Below are 21369 nucleotides of genomic sequence, written 5' to 3' on the forward strand. Positions count from 1 at the left end.
AGTAGGCTGTTGCCACCCCTGCTCGGCATCCACAGCACCCTGATGCCTCGGCCTGCGAAAGGACACACCCCGCAATGCTGCGCCGCACCGCTCTCGCCACGAGCATGCTCCTGATCGGAGCCCTCCTGCTCACCTCGTGCACCGGCTCGAATACGACGCCGAACCCCACCGGAGAAGCCGACCCGAACGCCACCCTCACGGTGCGTCTGTCGCTGGAGCCGTCGAACCTCGACATCCGCCGCACCAGCGGCGCCTCGCTCGAGCAGGCTCTCATCGACAACGTCTACCAGGGCCTGGTCACCCGCAACGGCGACGACTCCAACGCGATCGCCCCGGCACTCGCCACGGCGTGGACGGTGTCTCCCGACGGACTCACCTACACCTTCACCCTCCGTCAGGGGGTGACCTTCCACGACGGCAGCGCGCTCACGGCCGAGGACGTCGTCACCTCGCTGCAGACGGCCAAGGACGACCCCACCATCCAGAACAGCTCCGACCTGGCGAACGTGGCCTCGATCGCGTCCCCCGACGCCTCCACGGTGGTCGTGACGCTCGCGAAGCCCAACATCGACTTCCTCTTCGCGATGACGGGCCGCGCGGGCCTCATCTTCAAGAGCGGCGACACGACCAACTTCCAGACCGCCGCCAACGGCACCGGTCCCTTCCGGGTCGAGAGCCGCAACGCCGGGCAGAGCCTGACCCTCTCGCGCTACGACGGATACTGGGGCGACAAGGCCGGCGTCGCCGAGGTCGTGCTCGACTACATTCCCGACCAGAGCGCCGCGACCAACGCGGCCGTCGCCGGCGACGTCGACGTGGCCCTCGAGATCGACCCCGAGCTGCGCGACCAGATCGAGGGCACGAACAACTTCTCGATCGAATCGGGTCTGACCACCGACAAGGGCACGCTGGCCTTCAACAACCAGCGCGCGCCGCTCAACGACCAGCGCGTGCGCGAGGCGCTGCGTCTGGCGATCGACCACAAGGCGCTCATCGACACCCTCGGCTCCGGCAGCGAGCTCTACGGCCCCATCGCCCCGCTCGACCCCGGCTACGAAGACCTGTCGGGAAGCATCTCGTACAACCCCGACCGCGCCCGCGAGCTTCTCGCGCAGGCGGGCGCCGAGAACCTCACCCTCACGCTGACCATCCCCAACGTCTACCCCACGACGATCCCGACCTTCCTCGTGTCGTCGTTCGCCGACGTGGGCGTGACCCTCAAGGTCAACTCGGTCGATTTCAGCACGTGGCTCCAGAACGTCTACAAGAACCACGACTACGACCTGAGCTTCGTGCGCCACGTCGAGGCCCGCGACTTCGGCAACTGGGCGAACCCCTCGTACTACTTCGGCTACGACAACGCCGAGGTGCAGGGCCTGTACGCCCAGGCGTTGGCGACCACCGACCAGCAGCAGTCCTCCGACCTGCTCGCCGAGGCCGCCCGCATCGTGAGCGACGAGGATGCCGCTGACTGGCTGTTCCTGTCGACACCGTTGACCGCGGTCGGCACGAACGTGGCGAACTTCCCGAAGAACTCCCTCAACGTGCGCCTGCCGCTCGCGGGCGTGACGGTCGCGGCGGAGTGATCCGCTACACGCTGACACGGCTGGGCCTGCTGGTGCTGGGCCTGGCCGTGGCCAGCGTGCTGATCTTCGTCTCGCTCCGGGTGCTCCCCGGCGACGTCGCGCAGCTGATCGCCGGCACCGAGGCGACGCCGGAACAGGTGGCCGCGCTGCGCGCGAGCCTGGGCCTGGAGGCCCCGCTCTGGACGCAGTACCTCGACTGGATCGGCGGGCTGCTGCGCGGCGACCTGGGCACCTCGCTCATCACGGGCGCCTCCGTCGTCACGGAGCTGGCAGACAAGGCCCGCGTCACCGTGCCGCTCGCGGCGATGTCGCTCACGGTGGCGCTGATGGTCGGCATCCCCTTCGGCGTTCTCTCCGCTCTCGGACGACGTCGCGTCGGCGGGACGGCGCTCAGCGTCGGGGCGCAGGCCCTGGCAGCGGTGCCCGTGGTGTGGGCGGGAATGATGCTCGTCGTCGTGTTCGCGGTGTGGCTGGGCTGGCTTCCGCCCCAGGGCTTCCCCCGGGCGGGGTGGAACGACCCCGCGGCGGCGTTCCGAGCCCTCATCCTCCCCGCCCTCACCATCGGCGTGGTCGAAGGGGCGATGCTGCTGCGCTTCGTGCGGAGCGCCACCCTCCAAGCACTCGGCCAGGACTACGTGCGCACCGCCGCCGCGAAGGGTCTCACCCGCACGCGCGCCCTGCTGAGCCACGGTCTGCCCAATGTGGGACTCTCGGTCATCACGGTGCTCGGCCTTCAGATCGCCGGGATCATCGTGGGCGCCGTCGTGATCGAGCAGCTCTTCACCCTTCCCGGTGTCGGGCGCATGCTGGTCACCGACGTCGCCGCGCGCGACCTGCCGAAGGTGCAGGGCGAGCTGCTCGCCCTCACGGGCTTCGTCCTTCTGGTCGGATTCCTCGTCGACCTCACCCACCGCCTCATCGATCCGCGTCAGAGGGAGGCCTCATGACCACCCTCCGGCGCCTCTGGAGTCTGGGCACCGGGCGATTCGGCATCCTGATCGTCGCTCTCGTCGTCGTCACGGCCGTCGTCTCGCTCTTGTGGACCCCCTTCGACCCGGCCTCCGTCGACGCCCGCGCACGCTGGAGCGACCCCTCGTGGCCGCACGTGCTCGGCACCGACAACAGCGGCCGCGACATCGCCAGCCTGCTGATGGCCGGGGCGCGCACGACCGTCATCGTCGCCGTCGGCGCGGGAGCGGTGGCCTCGGTGCTCGGCATCGCCCTGGCCGCCCTCGGCTCGCTCACCGCGCGGTGGATCCGCGAGAGCGTCGCGGTCCTCGTCGACATCCTCATCGCCTTCCCGGTCCTGATCATCGCCATGATGATCTCGGCCGTGTGGGGCGGCTCCCTCGCCGTGGTCATCTGGTCGGTGGGTATCGGGTTCGGAGTGAACGTCGCCCGCGTGACGCGGCCCGAGCTGCGGCGCGTGCTGCAGAGCGACTTCGTGCTCGCGGGACGGGCGAGCGGCCTGTCGAGCGCGCAGAACCTCACGAGGCACCTCCTTCCCAACGTCGCGCCGGTGTTCATCGTGCAGCTGTCGTGGGGCATGGCCGTGGCCGTGCTCGCCGAAGCGGGGCTGTCGTACCTGGGCTTCGGAGCGCCCGTGACCCAGCCCTCGTGGGGTGTGCTGCTCAGCGACCTGCAGGCGTACATCGCCGTGCACCCGCTCACCGTGGTCTGGCCGGGGCTGGCGATCACGCTGACGGTGCTCGGCCTGAACCTGCTGGGCGACGCGCTGCGCGAAGCTGCCGACCCCACCCTGGGCGAGCGCGCTCCCGCCGCGCGTACGCACGTGCCGGGGGTGGTCGCGTGAGCCTCGTCGTGACAGACCTGCGGATCGAGATCGGCGGTCGCGCCGTCGTCGACGGCGTCTCGTTCTCGGTCCCCGGGGGCGCGCGAGTGGGGCTGATCGGCGAGTCGGGATCGGGCAAATCGCTGACCGCCCTGGCGATCCTGGGGCTCTTGCCCGACGGCGCGCACGCCTCGGGCAGCATCCTCTGGAACGGCCGCGAGATCCTGGGGCTGCCCGATCGCGAGCTCGCACGCCTGCGCGGTGACGACATCGGCATGGTCTTCCAAGAGCCGCGCACGGCCCTGAACCCCATTCGCACGGTGGGTCGACAGATCGGCGAGTCGGTCCGCATCCACGAGGGCGTCTCGCGCCGCGAGGCGCTTCGTCGCGCCGTCGCCGAGGCGGAGCGCGTCGCGCTCCCCGACCCCGAGCGGCTCGTCTCGCGCTACCCGCACCAGCTCTCCGGCGGCCAGCGGCAGCGCGTCGCGATCGCCATGGCCCTGGCCTGCCGCCCGCGGCTGCTCATCGCCGACGAGCCGACCACCGCCCTCGACGTCACGATCCAGGCGGGGATCCTGTCGCTGCTGCGATCTCTCGTCCAGGATGCCGGGATGTCCCTCGTCTTCATCACGCACGACCTCGCGGTGCTCGCGCAGGTCGCCACCCACGCCGTGGTCCTCGAACACGGACGTGCGGTCGAGGAGGGCCCGGTCGCCGATCTGCTGAAGGCGCCATCGTCACCCGTCACGCAGGCCCTGTTGCGGGATGCGACCGCGACGCTGTGGCATCCCGAGCTCCCCGCTCGCGAGATCGCGACCGAAGAGGCCGAGGAGACCCCGTGACCGAGACGCTGATGCGGGCGCGAGGGCTCTCGCGCACCTACCCCACCCCGCGGACGCGGGGCGTCGGCCGAGCCGAGCGGACCGTGGGCCTCGCCGACGTCGACCTCTCGGTGCTCGCGGGGAGCGCCGTCGGCATCATCGGCGAGTCGGGGTCGGGCAAGTCCACCCTCGTGCGCCTGCTGCTGGGCCTCGACGTGCCGAGCGCGGGAACGGTCGAGGTCGACGGACGCCCCGTCGATGCTCGGGGTTCGGCGCGATCAGTGCACTGGCTGCGCCGGGCGACCGGCATCGTGTTCCAGGACCCCTACGCCTCGCTCGATCCCCGCATGAGCGTCGAACGCATCGTCGGCGAGCCGCTGTGGGCGCTGGGGGTCGAGGGCGACCGCCGCGCGCGCGTGCGCGAGGTGCTCGAGCAGGTCGGCCTCGACGCCGACATGGCCGCACGCTTCCCGCACGAGTTCTCGGGCGGCCAGCGTCAGCGCATCGCCCTGGCCCGCGCGATCGTCCACCGACCGCGCATCCTCGTCGGCGACGAGCCGCTGTCGGCCCTCGACGTCACGGTACGCGCGCAGATCCTGCGCCTGCTCGCGCGCCTGCGGGTCGAAGAGGACCTCACCCTCGTGCTCGTCTCGCACGACATCGGCGTGGTCCAGAACGTCTGCGACCAGGTGGTCGTGATGAAGGATGGCCGGGTCGTCGAGCAGGGGCCGACCGAGAAGGTGCTGCTGCAGCCGCAGGCGGCGTACACGCGGCAGCTGTTGGCATCCATTCCGACGCTGCCGGCCTGACGGTCCGTCTCAGACACGACGGACCCTGACTCGAGAACAGGGGAACGTCACGGGAACAGGCCGATTCGCCCCCGTTTCCCCTGTTCTCGTCGCATCCCCTGTTCTGGTGCCGGGGGCGAGGCACCGGATGCCGGCATCCGGCGTCGCGGGAGGATCACGCTCGGAGGGATCAAGGGATCCCTCGACGTCGGAGGTCGGCGCTACCCTCGGCGCATGACCCCCGGTATCGTCCCCCCGTTCCTGCTCGACCGACTCGCCTCCACCGACGACCCGCGCATGGCACGGGCCGCCGAAGCGGCGCGCAAGACCCTCGCCGTGCCGCGGCCGGCGCGTCCGACGCGAGCGCGCCTGCGGCTGTCCATCGAGGGCGACACCCTCGTGGCCGAGACGGCGCCGGTGCCCGATCGCGTCGTCTCCGACGCGGCGAACACCGAGAACCTCCCGGGTCGTCGCGTGCGCAGCGAAGACGACGCCCCGTCGGGCGACGCCGCGGTCGACGAGGCCTACGACGGTCTCGGCGAGACCTACGACTTCTTCTGGGATGCCTTCGCCCGCGACGGCATCGACGCCGCCGGTGGATCGCTGCTGGCCACCGTGCACTTCGGCGACGACTACGACAACACCTTCTGGAACGGCGAGCGCATGGTCTTCGGCGACGGCGACGGCGATGTGTTCGTCGGATTCACTCGGTCGCTCAGCGTCATCGCCCACGAGCTCGGGCACGGCGTCACCGAGGCCTCCGGCGGGCTCGAGTACCAGGGTCAGTCGGGCGCGCTCAACGAGTCGCTCTCCGACGTGTTCGGCGCCCTCGCCGAACAGCATCACCTCGGCCAGAGCGCCGACCAGGCGTCGTGGCTCATCGGCGAGGGCATCTTCGCCGCCGCGGTGCAGGGCGAGGCCCTGCGCTCGATGAAAGCACCGGGCACCGCCTACGACGACGACGTGCTCGGCAAAGACCCGCAGCCGGGGCACATGCGCGACTACGTCGAGACGACCGACGACAACGGCGGGGTGCACATCAACTCGGGCATCCCGAACCGGGCCTTCTACCTCGCCGCGACCGCGCTCGGCGGGTTCGCGTGGGAGCGCGCCGGTCTCATCTGGTACCGCACGATCACCGCGGGCACGCTGTCGCCCACCGCCGATTTCTCGGTGTTCGCGGCCGCCACCCTGTCGGCCGCGGCCAGCGAGTACGGTGAGAAGTCGGAGGAGGTCGCCGCCGTCCGTGCCGCGTGGGCCGGGGTCGGCGTCGAGGAGGATGCCGCAGCCTGACACCGCGAACGACGCCGAGGGCGCGGGGCGCTTCGTCGTCATCGTCGTGCGCTCGGGTGGGCTAGCGGGCCTGTCGAAGCAGTGGCGGGCCGAGCCCTCCCCCGAAGGTGCTCCGCGCTGGCGAGCGCTCGTCGAGAGCTGCCCGTGGGATGCCGCGGCCGAACCCTCCCCCGGAGCCGATCGCTACAGCTGGCGCATCGAAGTGCACCACGGTGACACGGCCGTGCACGAGGCCCGACTCGGCGACACCCAGGTCGAGGGCCCCTGGCGTGCGCTCGTCGACGAAGTGCGCCGCGCCGCGCCCGCCACACCCGTCCGCCGGTAGGAACGTTCGACCCGCGAGATCAGCCGAACAGCCGACGGCGAGGCTTCTTCTTCGGCGGGATGCTCTTCTGCAGGTACACCACGCCCAGCCAGCGCCCGAACTTGAAGCCGACGCGTCCCATGCGGCCGACCTCGGTGAAGCCGAGCTTCTCGTGCAGGGCGATCGAGGCGTCGGCGCCCTTGTCGCTGATGGCGGCGACCATCTCGCGGATGCCGAGCTCCTGGCACGCCGCGATCAGCGCCTCGAGCAGCGCGCGACCGAGGCCCTTGCCCGCAGCCGCCTGGCCGAGATAGATCGAGTTCTCGACGGTGTACCGGTACGCGGACTTCGACTGCCACGGCTGCACGAGCGCGTACCCGAGGATCTGACCGCTGGGCGACTGGGCGACGAGGAACGGCAGGCCGAGCTTGTGGAGGGTTGCGAACTTGTCGCGCCACTTGGCGAGCGACCAGGCCTTCTCGTCGAACGTCACCACCGAGTTGCGGACGTAGTAGTTGTAGATCTCGCGGATGTCGGGAACGTCGGCCTCGGTCGCCGGGCGGATCTCGAACGCGAAGGGTTGCTCGGGCTTCGGCGTCGGGCGCAGGTGGGCCGGCAACCGCCGCCGGCTCTTCTCGTACTCCTCTTCCAGCACCCCGCAACTCTACGGGCGTCGTGGTTTCGCGCGTGTGACGGATACGATCCCGGGGCGGGTTCGCCGCCCCGTGGCATCCCGTGTCGAGGACCTCAGGCGGGGATGCGCCAGTCCACGGGCTCGGCGCCCTGTTCTTCGAGCAGCGCGTTCACGCGCGAGAACGGACGGGAACCGAAGAAGCCGCGACTCGCCGACAGGGGTGACGGGTGCGGCGACGCAACGATCGCCGTGTCGCCGAGCAGGGGCGTCAGACCCTGGGCGTCCTTGCCCCACAGCACCGCCACCAGCGCAGAATCCCGCGCGACGAGACAGCGGATGGCGTGCTCGGTCACCCGTTCCCACCCCCATCCGCGGTGGGATGCCGGAGCCCCCGGCGCCACGGTCAGCACCCTGTTGAGCAGCATGACGCCCTGCGCGGCCCACGCCGAGAGATCACCGTGCGGCGCGGGGGCGACACCCAGGTCGTCGGAGAGCTCGCGATAGATGTTCGACAGGCTCCGCGGCAGCGGCCGCACGTGCGGGTCGACCGCGAACGACAGGCCGATCGGGTGGCCGGGGGTCGGATACGGGTCCTGCCCGACGACGAGCACGCGCACCGCATCGAGCGGGGTGCGAAAAGCGCGCAGCACGAGGTCGCCGGCGGGGAGGTACGGCTTGTCCTCTGCCCGCAGGCGGTTCCCGACCGAGGCGATGTCGGCGGCCACCGGCTCGAGCGCCTCGACCCATGAGGGGTCGATGAGGCCCGCGTCCGCGAGTTCGGCGAGCGTCATCGCGCTCACGCGGCGTCTTCCTCCTGCACGGATCCGAGGTGCGACCAGGGGAACTCGATCCACAGGGAGGTGTCTCGCCACGAGTAATCGGGGGCGATGATCGTCGTGGGCTTCGTGTAGATCACCGCGGAGCGCACGTCGGCGCCCTGCCGATTCAGGAGTTTCACGGCGAGATCGAGCGTGCGGCCACTGTCGGCGACGTCGTCGACGAGGAGCACCCGTCGTCCCGTGAGGTACGAGAGGTCGAGGGCGGGGGGCAGCACCTCGGGGGCATCGAGCACGGTGCCCACGCCCGTGTAGAACTCGACGTTCAGGGCTCCGCAGTTCTTCGCCCCGAGCCCGTACGCGATGGCCCCTCCCGGCAGCAGTCCACCGCGGGCGATCGCTACGACCACCTCGGGCTGGAAGCCGTCGGCCACGATCGCCCGGGAGATGTCGCGGGTGGCCCTCCCGAAGTCGTCCCAGCTCAGGCGTTCGCGTTCGTCCGTCACGGCGGATTCCTCTCCTCGTCTGCATTCACCCTAGGGGGCGCGGCGAGGAAGGCCGTCTACGAGCGCGAACCCACCGGGAGGATCATCGAGGTCGTCCCCGGGATGTCGACGAACCCGATCGCCGCCCAGTGCGCACGGTCGGCCCAGAACCCGGTCGATCCGTCGCTCCCCGTTCGCCGTGTGGTGAGCAGCGCGATGGTGTCGCCGTCGAACACCCGCGCGATGATGCGCACGAGCTCGTGACTCAGCGACGGTCCCTGGAGAGGATCCTCGACGTGGACCGAGGAGATGATGCAGAGGTTGTCGGTGAACAAGGAGGATTCGTCGACCAGGGAGATGAGTTCTCGGTCGACGAACGCAGAACTGATCGATGTGAGGTCCGCCCCGGCATCCCGCAGCTGCTCGACCCAGCGCGGGTTCGCGTAATGCACGCGGTACACGGTCGCTTCGGCCGAGCCGGGCTCGCCTGCGAGGAGGGCGACGCCCCCGGTACGAACCGTCGTCGCGTGCCAGACTTCGGGGTCGACGTCGTTGCCGGTGGTGCGAAGCGTGAGCTGGAACGCGGTCGCATCCGGGTCGGGTTGTTCTGCCATATGGCCCCCACGGCCTGTCGGAGTGTCGGGAGGCACTCGGCTTTTTCCCGACCATAGCGAAACGGTGCCCCGGACTTCTCATCTTCCGCGCTGGGAATGCAAGGTGGTATGCGGTAGGCGGCGGGCGGAAAAGCGCGCGAAAACGGGCGCCAACAGCATTCTTGCGCCGAAATTCGGGCAATCCTCACACAAAGATGAGAAGACGCTAATGTAAATCTCAGACAGAGATCGGCCCACCGGCACGCCTTTCCCCCTCAGGAGCCCGACGCAGTGAGCAGTACCTACATCGAAACCGGCGGACAGGTTCGGGTCTACGACTCCGGCGTCCAGGCTCACGATTCCCTCCCCCTCGGTACCTACCGGGTGCGATACAGCATCAAGGAGGGCTTCAGCCTCCTGCGCACCGAGAACCTCGGCGTGGGTTCGGAGAAGGTCTACGGCCGCCGCGAGGCCAAGGTCGACAAGATCTTCCGCACCTACGCGCGCTTCGAACGCAACCTCGGCGTGATGCTCTCGGGCAACAAGGGCCAGGGCAAGTCGATGTTCTTGCGCATGCTGGCCGCTCGCGCGATCGAGAGCGACATTCCCGTCGTTCTCGTCAGCGAGGATGCCGAGGGCATCGTCGACTTCCTCGAGACCCTCGACGAGTGCCTCGTCATCTTCGACGAGTTCGAGAAGACGTTCTCGTCCGGCCGCACCCCGCTCGACGGCCCCAACCGTCAGAACCAGTTCCTGACGCTGTTCGACGGGACGTCCTCGGTCAAGCGGATCTACTGCCTGACCGTGAACGACGTGCAGGACGTCAGTCATTACATCGTCAATCGACCGGGTCGATTCCACTACCACATGCGGTTCGACTACCCGAGCCCCGACGACGTGCGCGAGTACCTCCGCGACCAGGCGCCGCACGCCGCCGCGTGCGAGATCGAGAACGCCGCGCTGTTCTCGCGCCGCGTCAACCTCACGTACGATCACCTGCGCGCGATCGCCTTCGAGATGAACCACCCCGACGCCACGTTCACCGAGATCGTCGAGGATCTCAACATCAAGGCGGTCGAGCCGAGCACCTACCGCGTCGAGGCCACCTACCTCGACGGTTCGGTCCTCGCGGACGAATCGGTCCTCAACCTGCACGAGCGCAGCGACGTGAGCCGCACCGTCGAGCTGCGCGGCACCCACCGGGTGCTCTTCTTCTCGTTCGCTCCCCGGGATGTGGTCTTCGAGGACGACGGCAACATCACCGTCCCCATCCACAAGATCGAGGCGTTGGACGAGGACGAAGAGATCCCGGAGGAGCTCCCGACGCGCATCACCCTCACCCTCGTCGGGCAGGCCAGCTACTCGTTCGAGCGCTGAGGCCCTCCGTCGTCGAGGTCGCGGGGCTGCGTGACCCTCTTGTTGACCTCGCGGGTCGCGGAGAACTTCAGCACGCTGTAGTCCTCGACCCCGGCCCCGGCTCTCGGGATTGTCGCGAATGTTCAGCACGACATTGTGTCCCTTGTGCGACTGCGCGTAGAACTTGCCGAAACCCGTCAACGTGACGCGGTTGCCGGCATTCACCAGATCGAGAATCTCCCCGAAGATCGCTTCGTACGCCAACTGCGTGACCTTCGGAGACAATCCGGCGCGGTGGGACACGCGCTGGATGAATTCTCGCTTGCTCACCTTGGGCTCATCGGTTCTCATGACGGGCATTGCTCACCATCCCCTGCTCTTGTGCTCGGTTACGAACGTATGCGTCGACAACGTCGCGGGCAGAGGGGGTTGCCTCGCCGGTCGCGACGCGCACGTCATCGGCATCGTCGTTCGGGTAGACGAAACCGGGGTGGGCAGACGGGTGCGGTGAAGCTCCGGCCGCCGGACGGGCGACGCCACCGCGTTTCGGGTCGCGGGGGCGAATCGTCGTTTCTGCTCGTATTCGCGTCGATCCTACTCGCTTCGTCGACGTGCGAGCGTCGTGTTACTCGGCTTGCTCCCTGCTCGTCGACTCACGCGGTCAGACGAGCACGGATCGGATACACCGTGTCGTCGAAGATGACCTGCGCGGCCGCCCCCGTCCGTGCATTGACGAGGATCGGTGCCCGTAGGTTGACGAAGACGCCGTCCTCCCCGGGGTTCGCGACGACGAACATCCGCACCTCGTCGGCCGCCGCGCCGATGTCGACGAGCGCTGCCGCGGCGAGGGGAGGATCGTAGGCCAGACCGCCGCTTGCGGGGTCGAGCAGGAAAAGACGCACGTCGTCGATCGTGGAGCGAAGGGCGTACAGGCCCTCGGCTCCCTCGATCGGTTCCAGGAGGAAGGACGTGCGCGGCGCGAGACCGGGAAGCGACTTCGCGAACTCGACGTCCACGCTCGACAGGGGCAGGGCGGTCGTCATCTCACGAACTCCAAGAGAGTGGTCTGCAGGGTCTTGGCGGTGACCTGCAGGGCGGACTGATACACGAGCTCGGCGGACTTCAGCTTGATGTAGACCTCCAGGGTGTCGACGTTCTCGACCTCGGCGCGACGCGCCTCGATGTCCACGCCGACGCTCGCGTTCGTGGCCTGCGCGCGCTCGATCTGCGCCTGGCGCGCGCCCGTGACTCCCCGTGCGGTGACCAGCTGCTTCAGGTGGGCGTCCACCTCGGTGAGGCGTGAGCCCACGTCCGTTCCCGCCCGCAGGTCCGCGGCGACCTGCTGGAGGGTGGCGAAGACGCTGGCCTCGCCCACCCCGAACGCGTCCGCACCATCGAGGTCGACGCGCACCCTCTCGTTCTCCGAGATGCGGCGATCGACCGCCGCCCCCGGCACGCCGGTGAAGGCGAAGGTCGCGGGATCGAAGGCGCGACCGCTGTCGTCGGTGCCGGCGAACACGGTGCGACCGAGCACGGTGGCGTTGGCGTGCGAGAGGAGCTCGAGGCTCACGCTCTCGAGTTCGGCCGCGATCGAGTCGCGCGCGGCAGGGCTGAGCGCCCCGGAGTTGGCGCCCTGAGCGGTGAGATCGCGCGCACGGTTGAGCAGGTCGATGCTGGCGCCCAGCGCGGTGTCGGCCGTGGTGACCCACGTCAGCGCGTCGCTGATGTTGCGGGCGTACTGGGACGCGCGCGCCTGCTCCCCGTGCACGCCGAGGATGGCGGCGGCGACGGTCGGGTCGTCGCTGGGTGCGCGGATGGCGAGTTGCGAGGTCGCCTGGTCCTGCAGACGCGCGCGGTCGGCCAGGCCCGCCTGGAGCGTGCGCAGAGCCTGCTGATTGACGGTGCTGCTGGTGATTCGTCCGATCACGATGACTCCCGGATCAGCGGCCGACCAGGCCGACGCGGTTGATGAGGATGTCGAGGGCCTCGTCGACGGCGGTGAGCACGCGCGCCGCCGCCTGGTAGGCCGTCTGATAGGTGAGGAGGCTGATGGTCTCTTCGTCTCCGTCGACCGAAGCGTGGGACTGCTGACCCGAGACGGCGGCGATCGCGCTGCGGTCGGCCGTGTCGGCGCGCTGGACATCGCCGGCGACGGCGACTCCGAACCCGGTCACGAAGCTCGCCCATCCCTTGCTGGGGCCCGTCGCTGCTGTGGCGAGGGTCGAGATGCGGTCGGCCACGGAGGTGTCGAGAGCCCCCGCGCCGGGCGCGGCCAAGGCCAGCTGGTCGAGCGAGGTGGGCACCACGGACAATCCGAGGGCTGCGGGCCCGTCCGCCGCGAGCGCGAAGAAGTCTCCCCCGGCGGCGCCCGTCGACGTCTGTCCCGACCGGTGGATCTCGTTGACCGCCTGCGCGAGCGCGGTGGCCGTGGCGTTGTAGGCGTCGGCCACACGCGCGAGGGTGCCCCCGTCGGAGGCCGGTGCGAGGACGCCGATCGCCCCTCCCAGGGATCCGCCGGTGACCGCGACGGGCACCCCCGGCCGATCCGACCACGAGAGGGCGAGCCTCCCGGCATCGGCGAGAGTACGCGGCCCCTCGATCTGCAGGGTGCGACTCGAGTCGCCGCTGACCAGGGCGTTGCCATCGACCCGCAGGGTGAGGGTGCCGTCGTCTTCGACGCGACCCGTCGCCCCGACGGTCGTGGACAACTGCTGGGCGAGGACGTTTCGTTGGTCGATGAGCTCGTTCGCGCTGCGTCCGGCCTGCAGGGCCGAACGGATCTGTCCGTTCAGCGTGGCGACCTGGGTCGCGGCGACGTTGACGACCGCGACATCGCGATCCATCTGCGCGCGCAGGTCGGACCACTGCCCGACGGCGGCGTCGTAGCCGGCCGCGATCTGGCCGGCGAGCACGCGGGCGTTGGTGAGGACGACCTGAGCGGCCGCCGGCTCGGGGGTGTTGGCGAGGTCGGACCACCCGGACCAGAAGCGGTTCAGGTTGGCGGCCAGGCCGTCTTTCGTCGGCTCCGCCATCGCGGCTTCGGCTTTCTGCGCCGCCGAGGACCGCGCCGACCAGAATCCGGATGCCGAGAGGGCATCGCGGACGCGCGCGTCGAGCACCTCGTCGCCGAGGCGGGCGATGCCCTGCACGGAGACACCGTCTCCGACGGAGAGTCCCGTCGACCACAGCCCCGCCGTGCCGGGAGCGCTCACCGACGACTGCTCGAGGCGCTGACGGGTGTAGCCCGGGGTGGTCTCGTTGGCGATGTTCTGACCGGTGACTGTCATCCCGGCGCGCGCGGCGGCGAGAGCGGAAGCGGCCACGTTGAGTCCTGCGAAGGTCGACATCGTCTACACCTGCACGTCGAGCAGTCGGGACCCGGCGCCCGCGACGCGCGATCCGCTCGCCGCGTACTCGCCCGTGGGTTCACCGAGGCCCGCGATGGTCTCTTGCGTGACCCGCAGGGCCGTGCGCAGGTGCTGGTTGACCGACCCCTTCTTCTCCGCGATCTCCGCGGCGAGACCCGACAGGGCGTCGTGGTGCGATCCGAGCACCTCGCGCCACGCATCGGTGGGGGCGACGTCGACGAGCTCGCGCAACGAGGTCGCCTCGGGGACACCCCACTCGGCGGCGACATCGACGAAGAGGGCGTCACGCTCGATGGTGCCCGCGGTGAGGGCCTTGGCCACGCGGTCGACCTCCACGGTGGCGTGCTGGATCCAGCGCGTTCTCCCCGTCGACAGGAGCAACTCGAGTTCTTCGAGCTTGAACAGCATGAGCTCGAGCACCTCGCGCTGACGCAGCAGCTGCATGCTCAGGTCGGTAGCGGACACGTGAGTCACCTCGTTCGGGTCGAGTGGTGGGGCGGGTGCGCCCACCACGGGACCGACTATCGCGACGCGGCGACGCGCGAGTAACCCGTCAGTCCGATGCCCCGGCGCGCGCTCCCCCGCGCAGGGCGTCGAGCAGGTTGGTCTCGGCGTCCGCGGATCGCGACGCCGAGATGGCATCCTGATTCTCGTTCGAGACCGCCACGACGATCTCGCTGCGGTGGATGCGGGTGTCGCGGGGAGCGTCGATGCCGATGCGCACGCCGGTCGCCGTCACCCCGAGCACCGTCACCGTCACGTCGTCGCCGATCATGATGCTTTCACCGGGGCGTCGGGTGAGTACGAGCATGTGCGTGTGGCCGCCTTCCGTGGCTGAGGCGCCCGCGGCGCCGTCCCCCGCCAGACTACCTTTTCTTCTCGGTTACGAGCGTTCTCGACTCCCCTACGACGCCGGGAGGGCGATCTGCTCGGGGCGGACGACGCCCACGACGTCGGTGGCGAAACCGCCCGCGGCAGCTTCGTCGTAGGACAGGATCGGCATGCCCTCCACCTGTCCGGCCACGAGCGCCCGCACGCCCTGGCGCAGTGACGGGGCGCACACGAGCACCGGTTCGCCGCCCACGGGTTCGACGGCGGCCACCGCGCGGCGGACGCCCTCGATCAGCTGCATCGTCTGGTCGGCGTCGAGCACGATCTGCGCGCGACCCTCCACGTGCCGGAGCCCCTCGAGCATCTGCTGCTCGAGGAGCGTGTCGAACATCACCACGCGCAGACGCCCGTCCTGGGCGAAGCGTGCGGAGATCGCGGGCCCGAGAGCGCTGCGCGCGGCCTCGACGAGAGCGGGCACCTCCGTGGTCGACTTCGCGCGCAGGGCGAGCGCTTCGTAGATGCGGCCGAGGTCGTTGATCGAGACCCGCTCGGCGAGGAGGCTGGCCAGGACGCGCTGGATGAGAGCCAGCGGGAGCAGCGCGGGGGTCAGCTCCTCCACGACGCTCGGCTGGGTCTGCTTGAGATGGTCGGTGAGCTGGCGGACGTCTTCCAGGGAGAGCAGGCGGTGCGCGTGCGCGTGGACGATGTCGGACAGGTGCGTGATGATGACACTGGCCCTGTCGATGACGGTGGCCCCCGCCATGTCGGCGGCGTGCGACATCTCGGTCGGCACCCATCTTCCGTCGAGGCCGAAGACCGGATCGACCACGGCGGTGCCCGGAAGGTGCTCCAGCCCCGCGCCGATTGCGAGCACGTGCCCGCGGGGAACGACGCCGCGGCCCACCTCGATGCCGGCCACCAGGATCGCGTAGGTCTCGGCGGGAAGCCCCACGTTGTCGCGGGTGCGCACCGGCGGCATGAGCGTTCCCAGCTCGAGGGCCACCTTTCGCCGCAGCGACTTTACCCGGGACAGCAGGTCTCCCGCGCCGCCGGCGGCCAGGTCGACGATATCCGGGGAGAGGGAGATCTCCAGGGCGTGAACGCGCATGGTGTCCATGAGGTCGTCGGGGCCCTCGGCGGAGGCGGCCTCCTCCCGTTCGCGCGCCTCGGCGTCGGCCACGTCGGCGGCCGCGCGGTCGGTGTTCGCCTTGACCCGCGAGGCGGCGAACAGCAGCACGGCGCCGATCGCGAGGAACGCGAGGAAGGGCATGCCGGGGATCAGGCCCATCCCGATGGCCGCCATCGCCGTGATCAGAAGGGCGGTGCGCGACTGCAGGAGCTGGCGCCCGGCCGCGCGGCCGAGCTCGGCCTCGGCGTTCTCGCGCGTGACGATCATGCCCGTGGACACCGCCATGAGCAGGGCGGGGATCTGGGTGACCAACCCGTCTCCGATGGTGAGGAGGCTGTAGGTCTCGAGGGCCTTGTCGATGGCCATGCCGTGCATGGTCATCCCGATGATGATGCCGCCCACGAAGTTGATGACGAGGATGACGATGCCGGCGATGGCATCGCCCTTGACGAACTTGCTGGCGCCGTCCATCGCCCCGTAGAAGTCGGCTTCCGCCGCCACCTCGGCGCGGCGCGCTCGGGCCTGCTCGTCGGTGATGAGTCCGGCGTTGAGGTCGGCGTCGATGGCCATCTGCTTGCCCGGCATCGCATCCAGGGTGAAGCGGGCGCCCACCTCGGCGACGCGCTCGGCGCCCTTGGTGACCACGACGAACTGGATCACGGCGAGGATCAGGAAGATGACGAAGCCGATCACCAGCGAACCGCTGATCGTGATCTGCCCGAAGGCCTGGATGACCTGTCCCGCGTGCGCCTCGCTGAGCACGAGGCGCGTCGAGGCGACGTTCAGGCCGAGCCGGAACAGCGTCGCGACCAGCAGGAGGCTCGGGAAGACCGAGAAATCGAGCGGCTTCTTCACGAACATCGCCGTGAGCAGGATCAGCAGCGCGAAGGCGATGTTGGTCACGATGAGCAGGTCGAGCAGCCCCACCGGGATGGGGACGATGAGCAGCAGGATGATTCCCACCACGCCGACCGGGACGGCGCCCTTCGACAGCAGTTGACCGATCATGCGGTGCCATTCCTTCGTGTCATGGTTCTCGGGCGTCTACAGGCCGCGTCCGGTCAGGGCGGCCGGGGGCATCTCGAACGTCCCCTTGCGCGAGCCCCTCGTCTTCAGGTGTTGGACGAAGGCGAGGACCTGCGCCACGGCGGTGTACAGCTCTTCGGGGATCTCGCGACCGATCTCCACGCTCGCGTGCAGAGCTCGCGCGAGCGGGACGTCGCGCACGAGCGGCACGGCGGCCTCCTGGGCGCGCTCGCGGATCTTCTGGGCGATCACGCCGGCGCCCTTGGCGACGACGCGCGGAGCCGATGTCCCCGGCTCGTAGCGGAGGGCGACGGCGACGTGCGTCGGGTTCACGAGCACCACGTCGCTGTCGGCCACCGCGGCGATCATGCGGTTGCGACTCACCGCGAGCTGACGCGCTCGACGCTGCGAACGGATGAGCGGATCGCCCTCGCTCTTCTTGTGCTCGTCGCGCGCTTCCTGCTTGGTCATGCGGGTGTGCTTGCGGTTGCGCGAGATCACGACGAAGACGTCGATCGCCGCCAGGAGCAGGCCCACGACCACGGCCACCTGCAGCAGCGTCGCCACGGCCTGACCCGCCACCTCGAGCAGCCACGCGATGCGGTGACGACCGCTGCCCATGAGGATCGGCACAAGACCGGCGACCACGCTCCACAGCGCCGCTGCGATCGCCGCGGTCTTCAGCAGTGCCTTGATCCCCTCCCAGAGGGCCGCGACGCCGACGGTCCGCCTGAGCCCCGCGACCACGTCGAACTGCTCGACCCGCGCGGGAATGCCCCGCAGATGGATGCCGCCCTGGGCGATCGCCGTGAGGGTCGTGGCCCCCAGCACCACGATCAGAAGCGGCAGGAGCACCTGACCGACCGAGGCGATCGCGCCGCCCAGCGACTCGACGGCGGCGCCCACCGACGGGTCTCTCGCCACCGCCCCCACCCGCAGCGTCTGCTCCGTGAGCTCCGCCGAGGCCGAGGACAGCGTCGCGGGCATCATCACGCCGGCAGCGCCGATCCCCACCCACACCGTGAAGTCCTGGCTGCGCCCGATGCGCCCCTTCGCGATCGCCTTCTTCAGTCGCTCCGGAGTCGCTTTCTCGGTGCGCTCCCCGGCATCCGTCCCGCTCATCGGGTGACCCCGATCACGAGTCGGGCGGCCTCGTCCGCGATCGCGGAGACGATCGAGGGCAGGGCGGCGAAGACGAAGCCCACCAGCAGGAAGGTGAGTGCGATCTTGATGGGAAAGCCCAGCGCGAAGGCGTTGAGGGCGGGGGCCACGCGCGAGACGAGACCGAGCCCGACGTCGGCCAAGAACAGCACGATCAGAAGCGGACCTGCGATCTGCACCGCGCTGAGCAGCATCTGCCCCACCGCGGAGGTCAGCACCTCGGCGGGGCGCGACAGGTCCAGCGCCCCCGCGACCGAGACCGCGTCGAACGAGCGGAACAGGCCGCCCAGCACGAGCTGGTACGCGTCCGACGCGAACAGCAGCAGGATGGCGGTCATCTGGAACAGACGCGTGAACTGGGCGCCGTTGACGTTCATGCCCGGGTCGTAGGCCTGGGCGAGTTGAAAACCGCCGAAGGTGTCGACCAGGAAGCCCGCGCCCTGAACGGCGCTGAAGAGCACCAGCACGAGAAAACCGAGCAACGCCCCGACGAGCACCTGGCCCGCGGCCGCGAACAGGAACCCTGCGGTGTCCAGACGCTGGTATCCCGGAACGACCACGGGCGACACCGCCAGCCCGAGTCCCACCCCGAGCATCGCGCGCACCCGCATGGGGATCGAGCCGTGGCTGAAGGGCGGCGCGATCACCAGGAACGCCGTGATGCGCACGATCGCGAGGGCCGTCGCCTCGAGCCACCGGAAATCGACGGGGATGTTCATCCGCCGCCGTTCAGGAGCGACGGGAGGCGCCCGAAGAGCTCGTGCGTGAAGGCGACGGTCTCGGCGATCATCCAGTTGCCGCAGACCATGAGCGCGATCCCGACCGCCAGCAGCTTCGGCACGAACGACATCGTCATCTCCTGCACCTGCGTGATCGACTGCAGGAGCGAGATGGCGAAACCGACCACGAGGGCGGTGATGAGCAGAGGCGCACTGAGTTTGGCCGCGAGGATCAGGGCGCTCGCGCCGACGTCGATGACCGCTTCGGGGTTCATGCGCCGCCTCGATAGGACTGCACCAGCGAGGTGATCACCAGGCCCCACCCGTCGACGAGCAGGAACAGCAGGATCTTGAAGGGCAACGAGATCATGACCGGCGGCAGCATCATCATGCCCATCGACATCAGCGCGCTCGAGACGACGAGATCGATCACGAGGAACGGGATGAACACGATGAACCCGATCACGAAGGCCGCACGCAGCTCGCTGAGCATGAACGCCGGGATGAGGGTGTATAGCGGGATGACCTCGGGGCTGTCCGGGTTGGCCATCTGCGCGGCGCGATGCATCAGCGCGATGTCCTCTTCGCGCGTGAACTGCAGCATCCACGTGCGAAGAGGGGCTTGAGCTGCGTCGAAGGCCTGCCCGAAGTCGATCTGTCCCGCGGTGAAGGGCGCGACGGCGAGCTGATTGATCTCGGTCAGCACCGGCCACATGATGAACAGCGTCAGGAAGAGGCTGAGCCCCGCGAGCACCTGGTTCGGGGGGATCGACGGCAGTGAGAGCGCGTTGCGGGTGAGCGCGAGCACCACGAAGATCTTCGTGAAGCTCGTCATCATCAGCAGCAGAGCCGGCGCGACGCTGAGGACGGTGATGCCCAGCAGTGTCGTGATGCTGTCGGAGGGCGTGGCGTTGATGCCGTTGATGCTGACGCCGCCCGGCTCTCCGGTGGCCGCCTGAGCCACGCCGCCCGCGACGACGTCGCCGACGAACAGCACGGCCACGACCGCGAACAGCATCAGGATGCCGGCACCCCGACGCCCGCGGGAGCGCCGACGTCGGCGGGGCGCGATGCGCGGCGAGGGAACGGGCAAGACGGCACTCCGTGCGTGGGTGACGAGGCCGATCCGTAGCCAGGGGTCGAGCGATCCGTGCTCGCGACCGACTATCGCGACGCCGCCCGCACGCGGTAACCGTTCAGGCCGCGTGGGCCCCGGAGGTCTCGGCGCCGCGCGGGCTGCCGGCATCGGTCAGCGTCACGACGTTCTCGCTCCGCTCGGCGTCGTCGATCGGCGCCTCCTGCGTGTCGACGACGTCGATGCCCTTCTCGCTCACGCCGAGCACGTACCGGATGCCGCCGAACTCCGCGACGACGAGCTGGGCGCGACCACCGAGACCGGTACGGGCGACGACCGTGATCTTCTCGCTCCGCGGCCGGGAGGGGGACGCCGTCCGCGTCCGCGGGGAAAGGCCGGGGAGGTTCCGCAGCCGGCCGAGTCTCTGGGGGACAAGCGCCGAGAACGGCCCGCCACCCGCGGCCTGTCCTTTCTGCACGCGCTGGGCCAGGAAGAGCAGAAGCCCCACCACCGCCGCGAGCGAGACGACGGTGCGCGCCGCGAGGAGCAGTTCGTCCACGATCAGTCGGTCCCGGTCTGGTCGATGATGCGCTCGACGCGCACCGCGAAGTCGCCGTCGGCGACGACGACGGTGCCGTGGCCGATGAGGCGACCGTTGAGGGTGATGTCGGCGGGGGATCCCGCGGCGCGGTCCAACTCGACGACGTGACCGGGCTCGAGGCTCAGCAGGTCGCGCACGGGAAGTCGCGTGCGTCCGATCTCGACCACCAGCTCCATCTCGACCCCGGCGATCCGGCTGAGACGGGCCGGGCCCGTCGTGGACGTCGCCACGCGGGCGTCGTCGATGCGGATCGCCGCGCGGGCGACGGTGCTGCCGTCTTCGCGGACGAGGTCGAACACCTGCACACCGGCCTCGGTGAAGACGCTCGCGGCATCCATCTCCTCCCCCTCGCCGAGGGTGCCGGCTCCGAGCACGGCCACGGCCGCCTCGAAGGCGGGGTGCAGGCGGTCGGACAGCTGCTGATCGATCGAGCCGTCGTCGAGGGCCGCGGCATCCGCGACCTGGATCGCGATCCTCGCGCCCGGGGTGCCGCTGAAGGCGACGACGACCGCGCTGCCGGTCGCCCCGGGATCGGTGGAGGGCGTGGGCAGCACGGGGAAGCCGAAGGGGAGTTTCGCCGCGATCGCGGCGGCCATGGCGGCGGCGTGGAAGGTGCTCATCGGGTGGTCTCCTCGAGGATGGTGGTGATCGTGCACGCGAGCCGCGACCCCTGGGCACCGGGAACGGCACGTGCGACCGGGGTGTCGCCGACGACGAGTTCGAAGGGCTTGGTCTCGGGGTGAGAGAAGCGCAACAGGTCGCCCGGGGCGAGGTCGAGGACCTCTCCGGCGCCGATGACGCGGGGCGCGACGCGCAGCGACACCTCCAGCGGGGTGGCGAGCACCTGGTCGGCCGTCGCGCCCGCACGGTGGGCGGAGGCGGCATCGCGCTCGCTCTCGGCGAGTTGGTCGACGACGACGGCGGTGGGCAGCATGACCGTCGCGGTCGAATGCGACTCCCCCATCCGCATCGCGAACCGCGCGACGACGACGGCCTCACCGGGCGAGATGACCTGCAGGTACTGCGGGTTG

25 protein-coding genes and 1 pseudogene are annotated in these 21369 nt (G+C 69.8%); 8 read left to right on the forward strand and 18 right to left on the reverse strand.

Going from position 1 to position 21369, the window contains the following annotated elements:
* Positions 1–74: 74 nt before the first annotated feature.
* From QE454_RS17095 to QE454_RS17125, 7 genes are all read left to right on the forward strand, one after another.
* Positions 75–1586: an ABC transporter substrate-binding protein gene (locus QE454_RS17095; RefSeq protein WP_307459348.1), complete on the forward strand. Its 1512-nt coding sequence runs from the start codon at positions 75–77 to the stop codon at positions 1584–1586.
* Positions 1583–2533 (forward strand): ABC transporter permease, encoded by a 951-nt coding sequence (locus QE454_RS17100; RefSeq protein WP_307459342.1) that lies wholly within the window; start codon positions 1583–1585, stop codon positions 2531–2533. Before QE454_RS17095 ends, QE454_RS17100 begins: the two co-directional genes overlap by 4 nt.
* Positions 2530–3399, forward strand: a complete 870-nt coding sequence (locus tag QE454_RS17105) for an ABC transporter permease (protein ID WP_307459339.1) — start codon at positions 2530–2532, stop codon at positions 3397–3399. Before QE454_RS17100 ends, QE454_RS17105 begins: the two co-directional genes overlap by 4 nt.
* Entirely contained in the window at positions 3396–4220 is an 825-nt protein-coding gene (locus QE454_RS17110; RefSeq protein WP_210072016.1) for an ABC transporter ATP-binding protein, read from the forward strand. The genes QE454_RS17105 and QE454_RS17110 overlap by 4 nt, the downstream gene beginning before the upstream one ends.
* On the forward strand, positions 4217–5008 hold the full coding sequence (locus QE454_RS17115; protein ID WP_307459336.1) for an ABC transporter ATP-binding protein: 792 nt from the start codon (positions 4217–4219) through the stop codon (positions 5006–5008). The genes QE454_RS17110 and QE454_RS17115 overlap by 4 nt, the downstream gene beginning before the upstream one ends.
* Positions 5009–5221: 213 nt before the next feature.
* The gene (locus QE454_RS17120) at positions 5222–6280 is read left to right on the forward strand and encodes a M4 family metallopeptidase (protein WP_307459333.1); all 1059 of its coding nucleotides are present in this window, start codon (positions 5222–5224) and stop codon (positions 6278–6280) included.
* Positions 6267–6605, forward strand: a complete 339-nt coding sequence (locus QE454_RS17125; protein ID WP_210072019.1) for a protealysin inhibitor emfourin — start codon at positions 6267–6269, stop codon at positions 6603–6605. The genes QE454_RS17120 and QE454_RS17125 overlap by 14 nt, the downstream gene beginning before the upstream one ends.
* 19 nt (positions 6606–6624) lie before the next feature.
* Here QE454_RS17125 and QE454_RS17130 read toward each other — a convergent pair whose 3' ends face one another.
* The 4 genes from QE454_RS17130 to QE454_RS17145 form a co-directional block, all read right to left on the reverse strand.
* Entirely contained in the window at positions 6625–7239 is a 615-nt protein-coding gene (locus QE454_RS17130; RefSeq protein ID WP_307459329.1) for a GNAT family N-acetyltransferase, read from the reverse strand.
* Positions 7240–7331: 92 nt separating this feature from the next.
* Positions 7332–8009 (reverse strand): uracil-DNA glycosylase, encoded by a 678-nt coding sequence (locus QE454_RS17135; RefSeq protein ID WP_267789381.1) that lies wholly within the window; start codon positions 8007–8009, stop codon positions 7332–7334.
* 5 nt (positions 8010–8014) lie between these two features.
* Positions 8015–8500, reverse strand: coding sequence for a phosphoribosyltransferase (locus tag QE454_RS17140; RefSeq protein WP_210072021.1), 486 nt, complete (start codon positions 8498–8500; stop codon positions 8015–8017).
* 56 nt (positions 8501–8556) lie between these two features.
* The gene (locus tag QE454_RS17145) at positions 8557–9093 is read right to left on the reverse strand and encodes a hypothetical protein (RefSeq protein WP_309668777.1); all 537 of its coding nucleotides are present in this window, start codon (positions 9091–9093) and stop codon (positions 8557–8559) included.
* A 270-nt stretch (positions 9094–9363) separates the two neighbouring features.
* Between QE454_RS17145 and QE454_RS17150 the strand changes: the two genes are divergently transcribed.
* Positions 9364–10449 carry an AAA family ATPase gene (locus tag QE454_RS17150; RefSeq protein WP_210072023.1) on the forward strand — a complete coding sequence of 362 codons (1086 nt, stop codon included), beginning with the start codon at positions 9364–9366 and terminating at the stop codon, positions 10447–10449.
* 150 nt (positions 10450–10599) lie between these two features.
* Here the strand turns inward: QE454_RS17150 and QE454_RS17355 are convergent.
* From QE454_RS17355 to QE454_RS17215, 14 genes and pseudogenes are all read right to left on the reverse strand, one after another.
* Positions 10600–10788, reverse strand: a pseudogene (locus QE454_RS17355) (HU family DNA-binding protein); the annotation flags it as partial.
* Positions 10789–11081: 293 nt separating this feature from the next.
* Positions 11082–11471, reverse strand: coding sequence for a flagellar assembly protein FliW (gene fliW, locus QE454_RS17155; protein WP_210072025.1), 390 nt, complete (start codon positions 11469–11471; stop codon positions 11082–11084).
* The gene (locus QE454_RS17160; protein ID WP_307459316.1) at positions 11468–12355 is read right to left on the reverse strand and encodes a flagellar hook-associated protein 3; all 888 of its coding nucleotides are present in this window, start codon (positions 12353–12355) and stop codon (positions 11468–11470) included. The genes fliW and QE454_RS17160 overlap by 4 nt, the downstream gene beginning before the upstream one ends.
* Before the next feature lie 13 nt (positions 12356–12368).
* Positions 12369–13775, reverse strand: coding sequence for a flagellar hook-associated protein FlgK (flgK, locus tag QE454_RS17165; RefSeq protein ID WP_309668778.1), 1407 nt, complete (start codon positions 13773–13775; stop codon positions 12369–12371).
* A gap of 3 nt (positions 13776–13778) precedes the next feature.
* Positions 13779–14261, reverse strand: a complete 483-nt coding sequence (gene flgN / locus QE454_RS17170; RefSeq protein WP_267786465.1) for a flagellar export chaperone FlgN — start codon at positions 14259–14261, stop codon at positions 13779–13781.
* 88 nt (positions 14262–14349) lie between these two features.
* Positions 14350–14607 carry a carbon storage regulator CsrA gene (gene csrA, locus QE454_RS17175; RefSeq protein WP_210072028.1) on the reverse strand — a complete coding sequence of 86 codons (258 nt, stop codon included), beginning with the start codon at positions 14605–14607 and terminating at the stop codon, positions 14350–14352.
* A 93-nt stretch (positions 14608–14700) separates the two neighbouring features.
* Complete coding sequence (locus tag QE454_RS17180; protein WP_309668779.1) at positions 14701–16764, reverse strand: flagellar biosynthesis protein FlhA; 2064 nt, start codon at positions 16762–16764, stop codon at positions 14701–14703.
* 36 nt (positions 16765–16800) lie between these two features.
* Complete coding sequence (locus QE454_RS17185) at positions 16801–17904, reverse strand: EscU/YscU/HrcU family type III secretion system export apparatus switch protein (protein WP_210072030.1); 1104 nt, start codon at positions 17902–17904, stop codon at positions 16801–16803.
* Positions 17901–18662: a flagellar biosynthetic protein FliR gene (locus tag QE454_RS17190; protein ID WP_210072031.1), complete on the reverse strand. Its 762-nt coding sequence runs from the start codon at positions 18660–18662 to the stop codon at positions 17901–17903. The genes QE454_RS17185 and QE454_RS17190 overlap by 4 nt, the downstream gene beginning before the upstream one ends.
* Entirely contained in the window at positions 18659–18937 is a 279-nt protein-coding gene (gene fliQ, locus QE454_RS17195; RefSeq protein WP_210072032.1) for a flagellar biosynthesis protein FliQ, read from the reverse strand. Before fliQ ends, QE454_RS17190 begins: the two co-directional genes overlap by 4 nt.
* Complete coding sequence (fliP, locus tag QE454_RS17200) at positions 18934–19680, reverse strand: flagellar type III secretion system pore protein FliP (RefSeq protein ID WP_210072665.1); 747 nt, start codon at positions 19678–19680, stop codon at positions 18934–18936. Before fliP ends, fliQ begins: the two co-directional genes overlap by 4 nt.
* A 178-nt stretch (positions 19681–19858) precedes the next feature.
* Positions 19859–20296, reverse strand: a complete 438-nt coding sequence (locus tag QE454_RS17205; protein ID WP_210072033.1) for a flagellar biosynthetic protein FliO — start codon at positions 20294–20296, stop codon at positions 19859–19861.
* A gap of 2 nt (positions 20297–20298) precedes the next feature.
* Complete coding sequence (locus QE454_RS17210; protein WP_307459307.1) at positions 20299–20958, reverse strand: FliM/FliN family flagellar motor switch protein; 660 nt, start codon at positions 20956–20958, stop codon at positions 20299–20301.
* The coding region (locus QE454_RS17215) for a FliM/FliN family flagellar motor switch protein (protein WP_309668780.1) at positions 20955–21369 on the reverse strand (415 nt) is incomplete at its 5' end. The genes QE454_RS17210 and QE454_RS17215, both read right to left, overlap by 4 nt.

The sequence above is a fragment of the Microbacterium sp. SORGH_AS_0454 genome (assembly GCF_031453395.1).
Classification (GTDB): domain Bacteria; phylum Actinomycetota; class Actinomycetes; order Actinomycetales; family Microbacteriaceae; genus Microbacterium.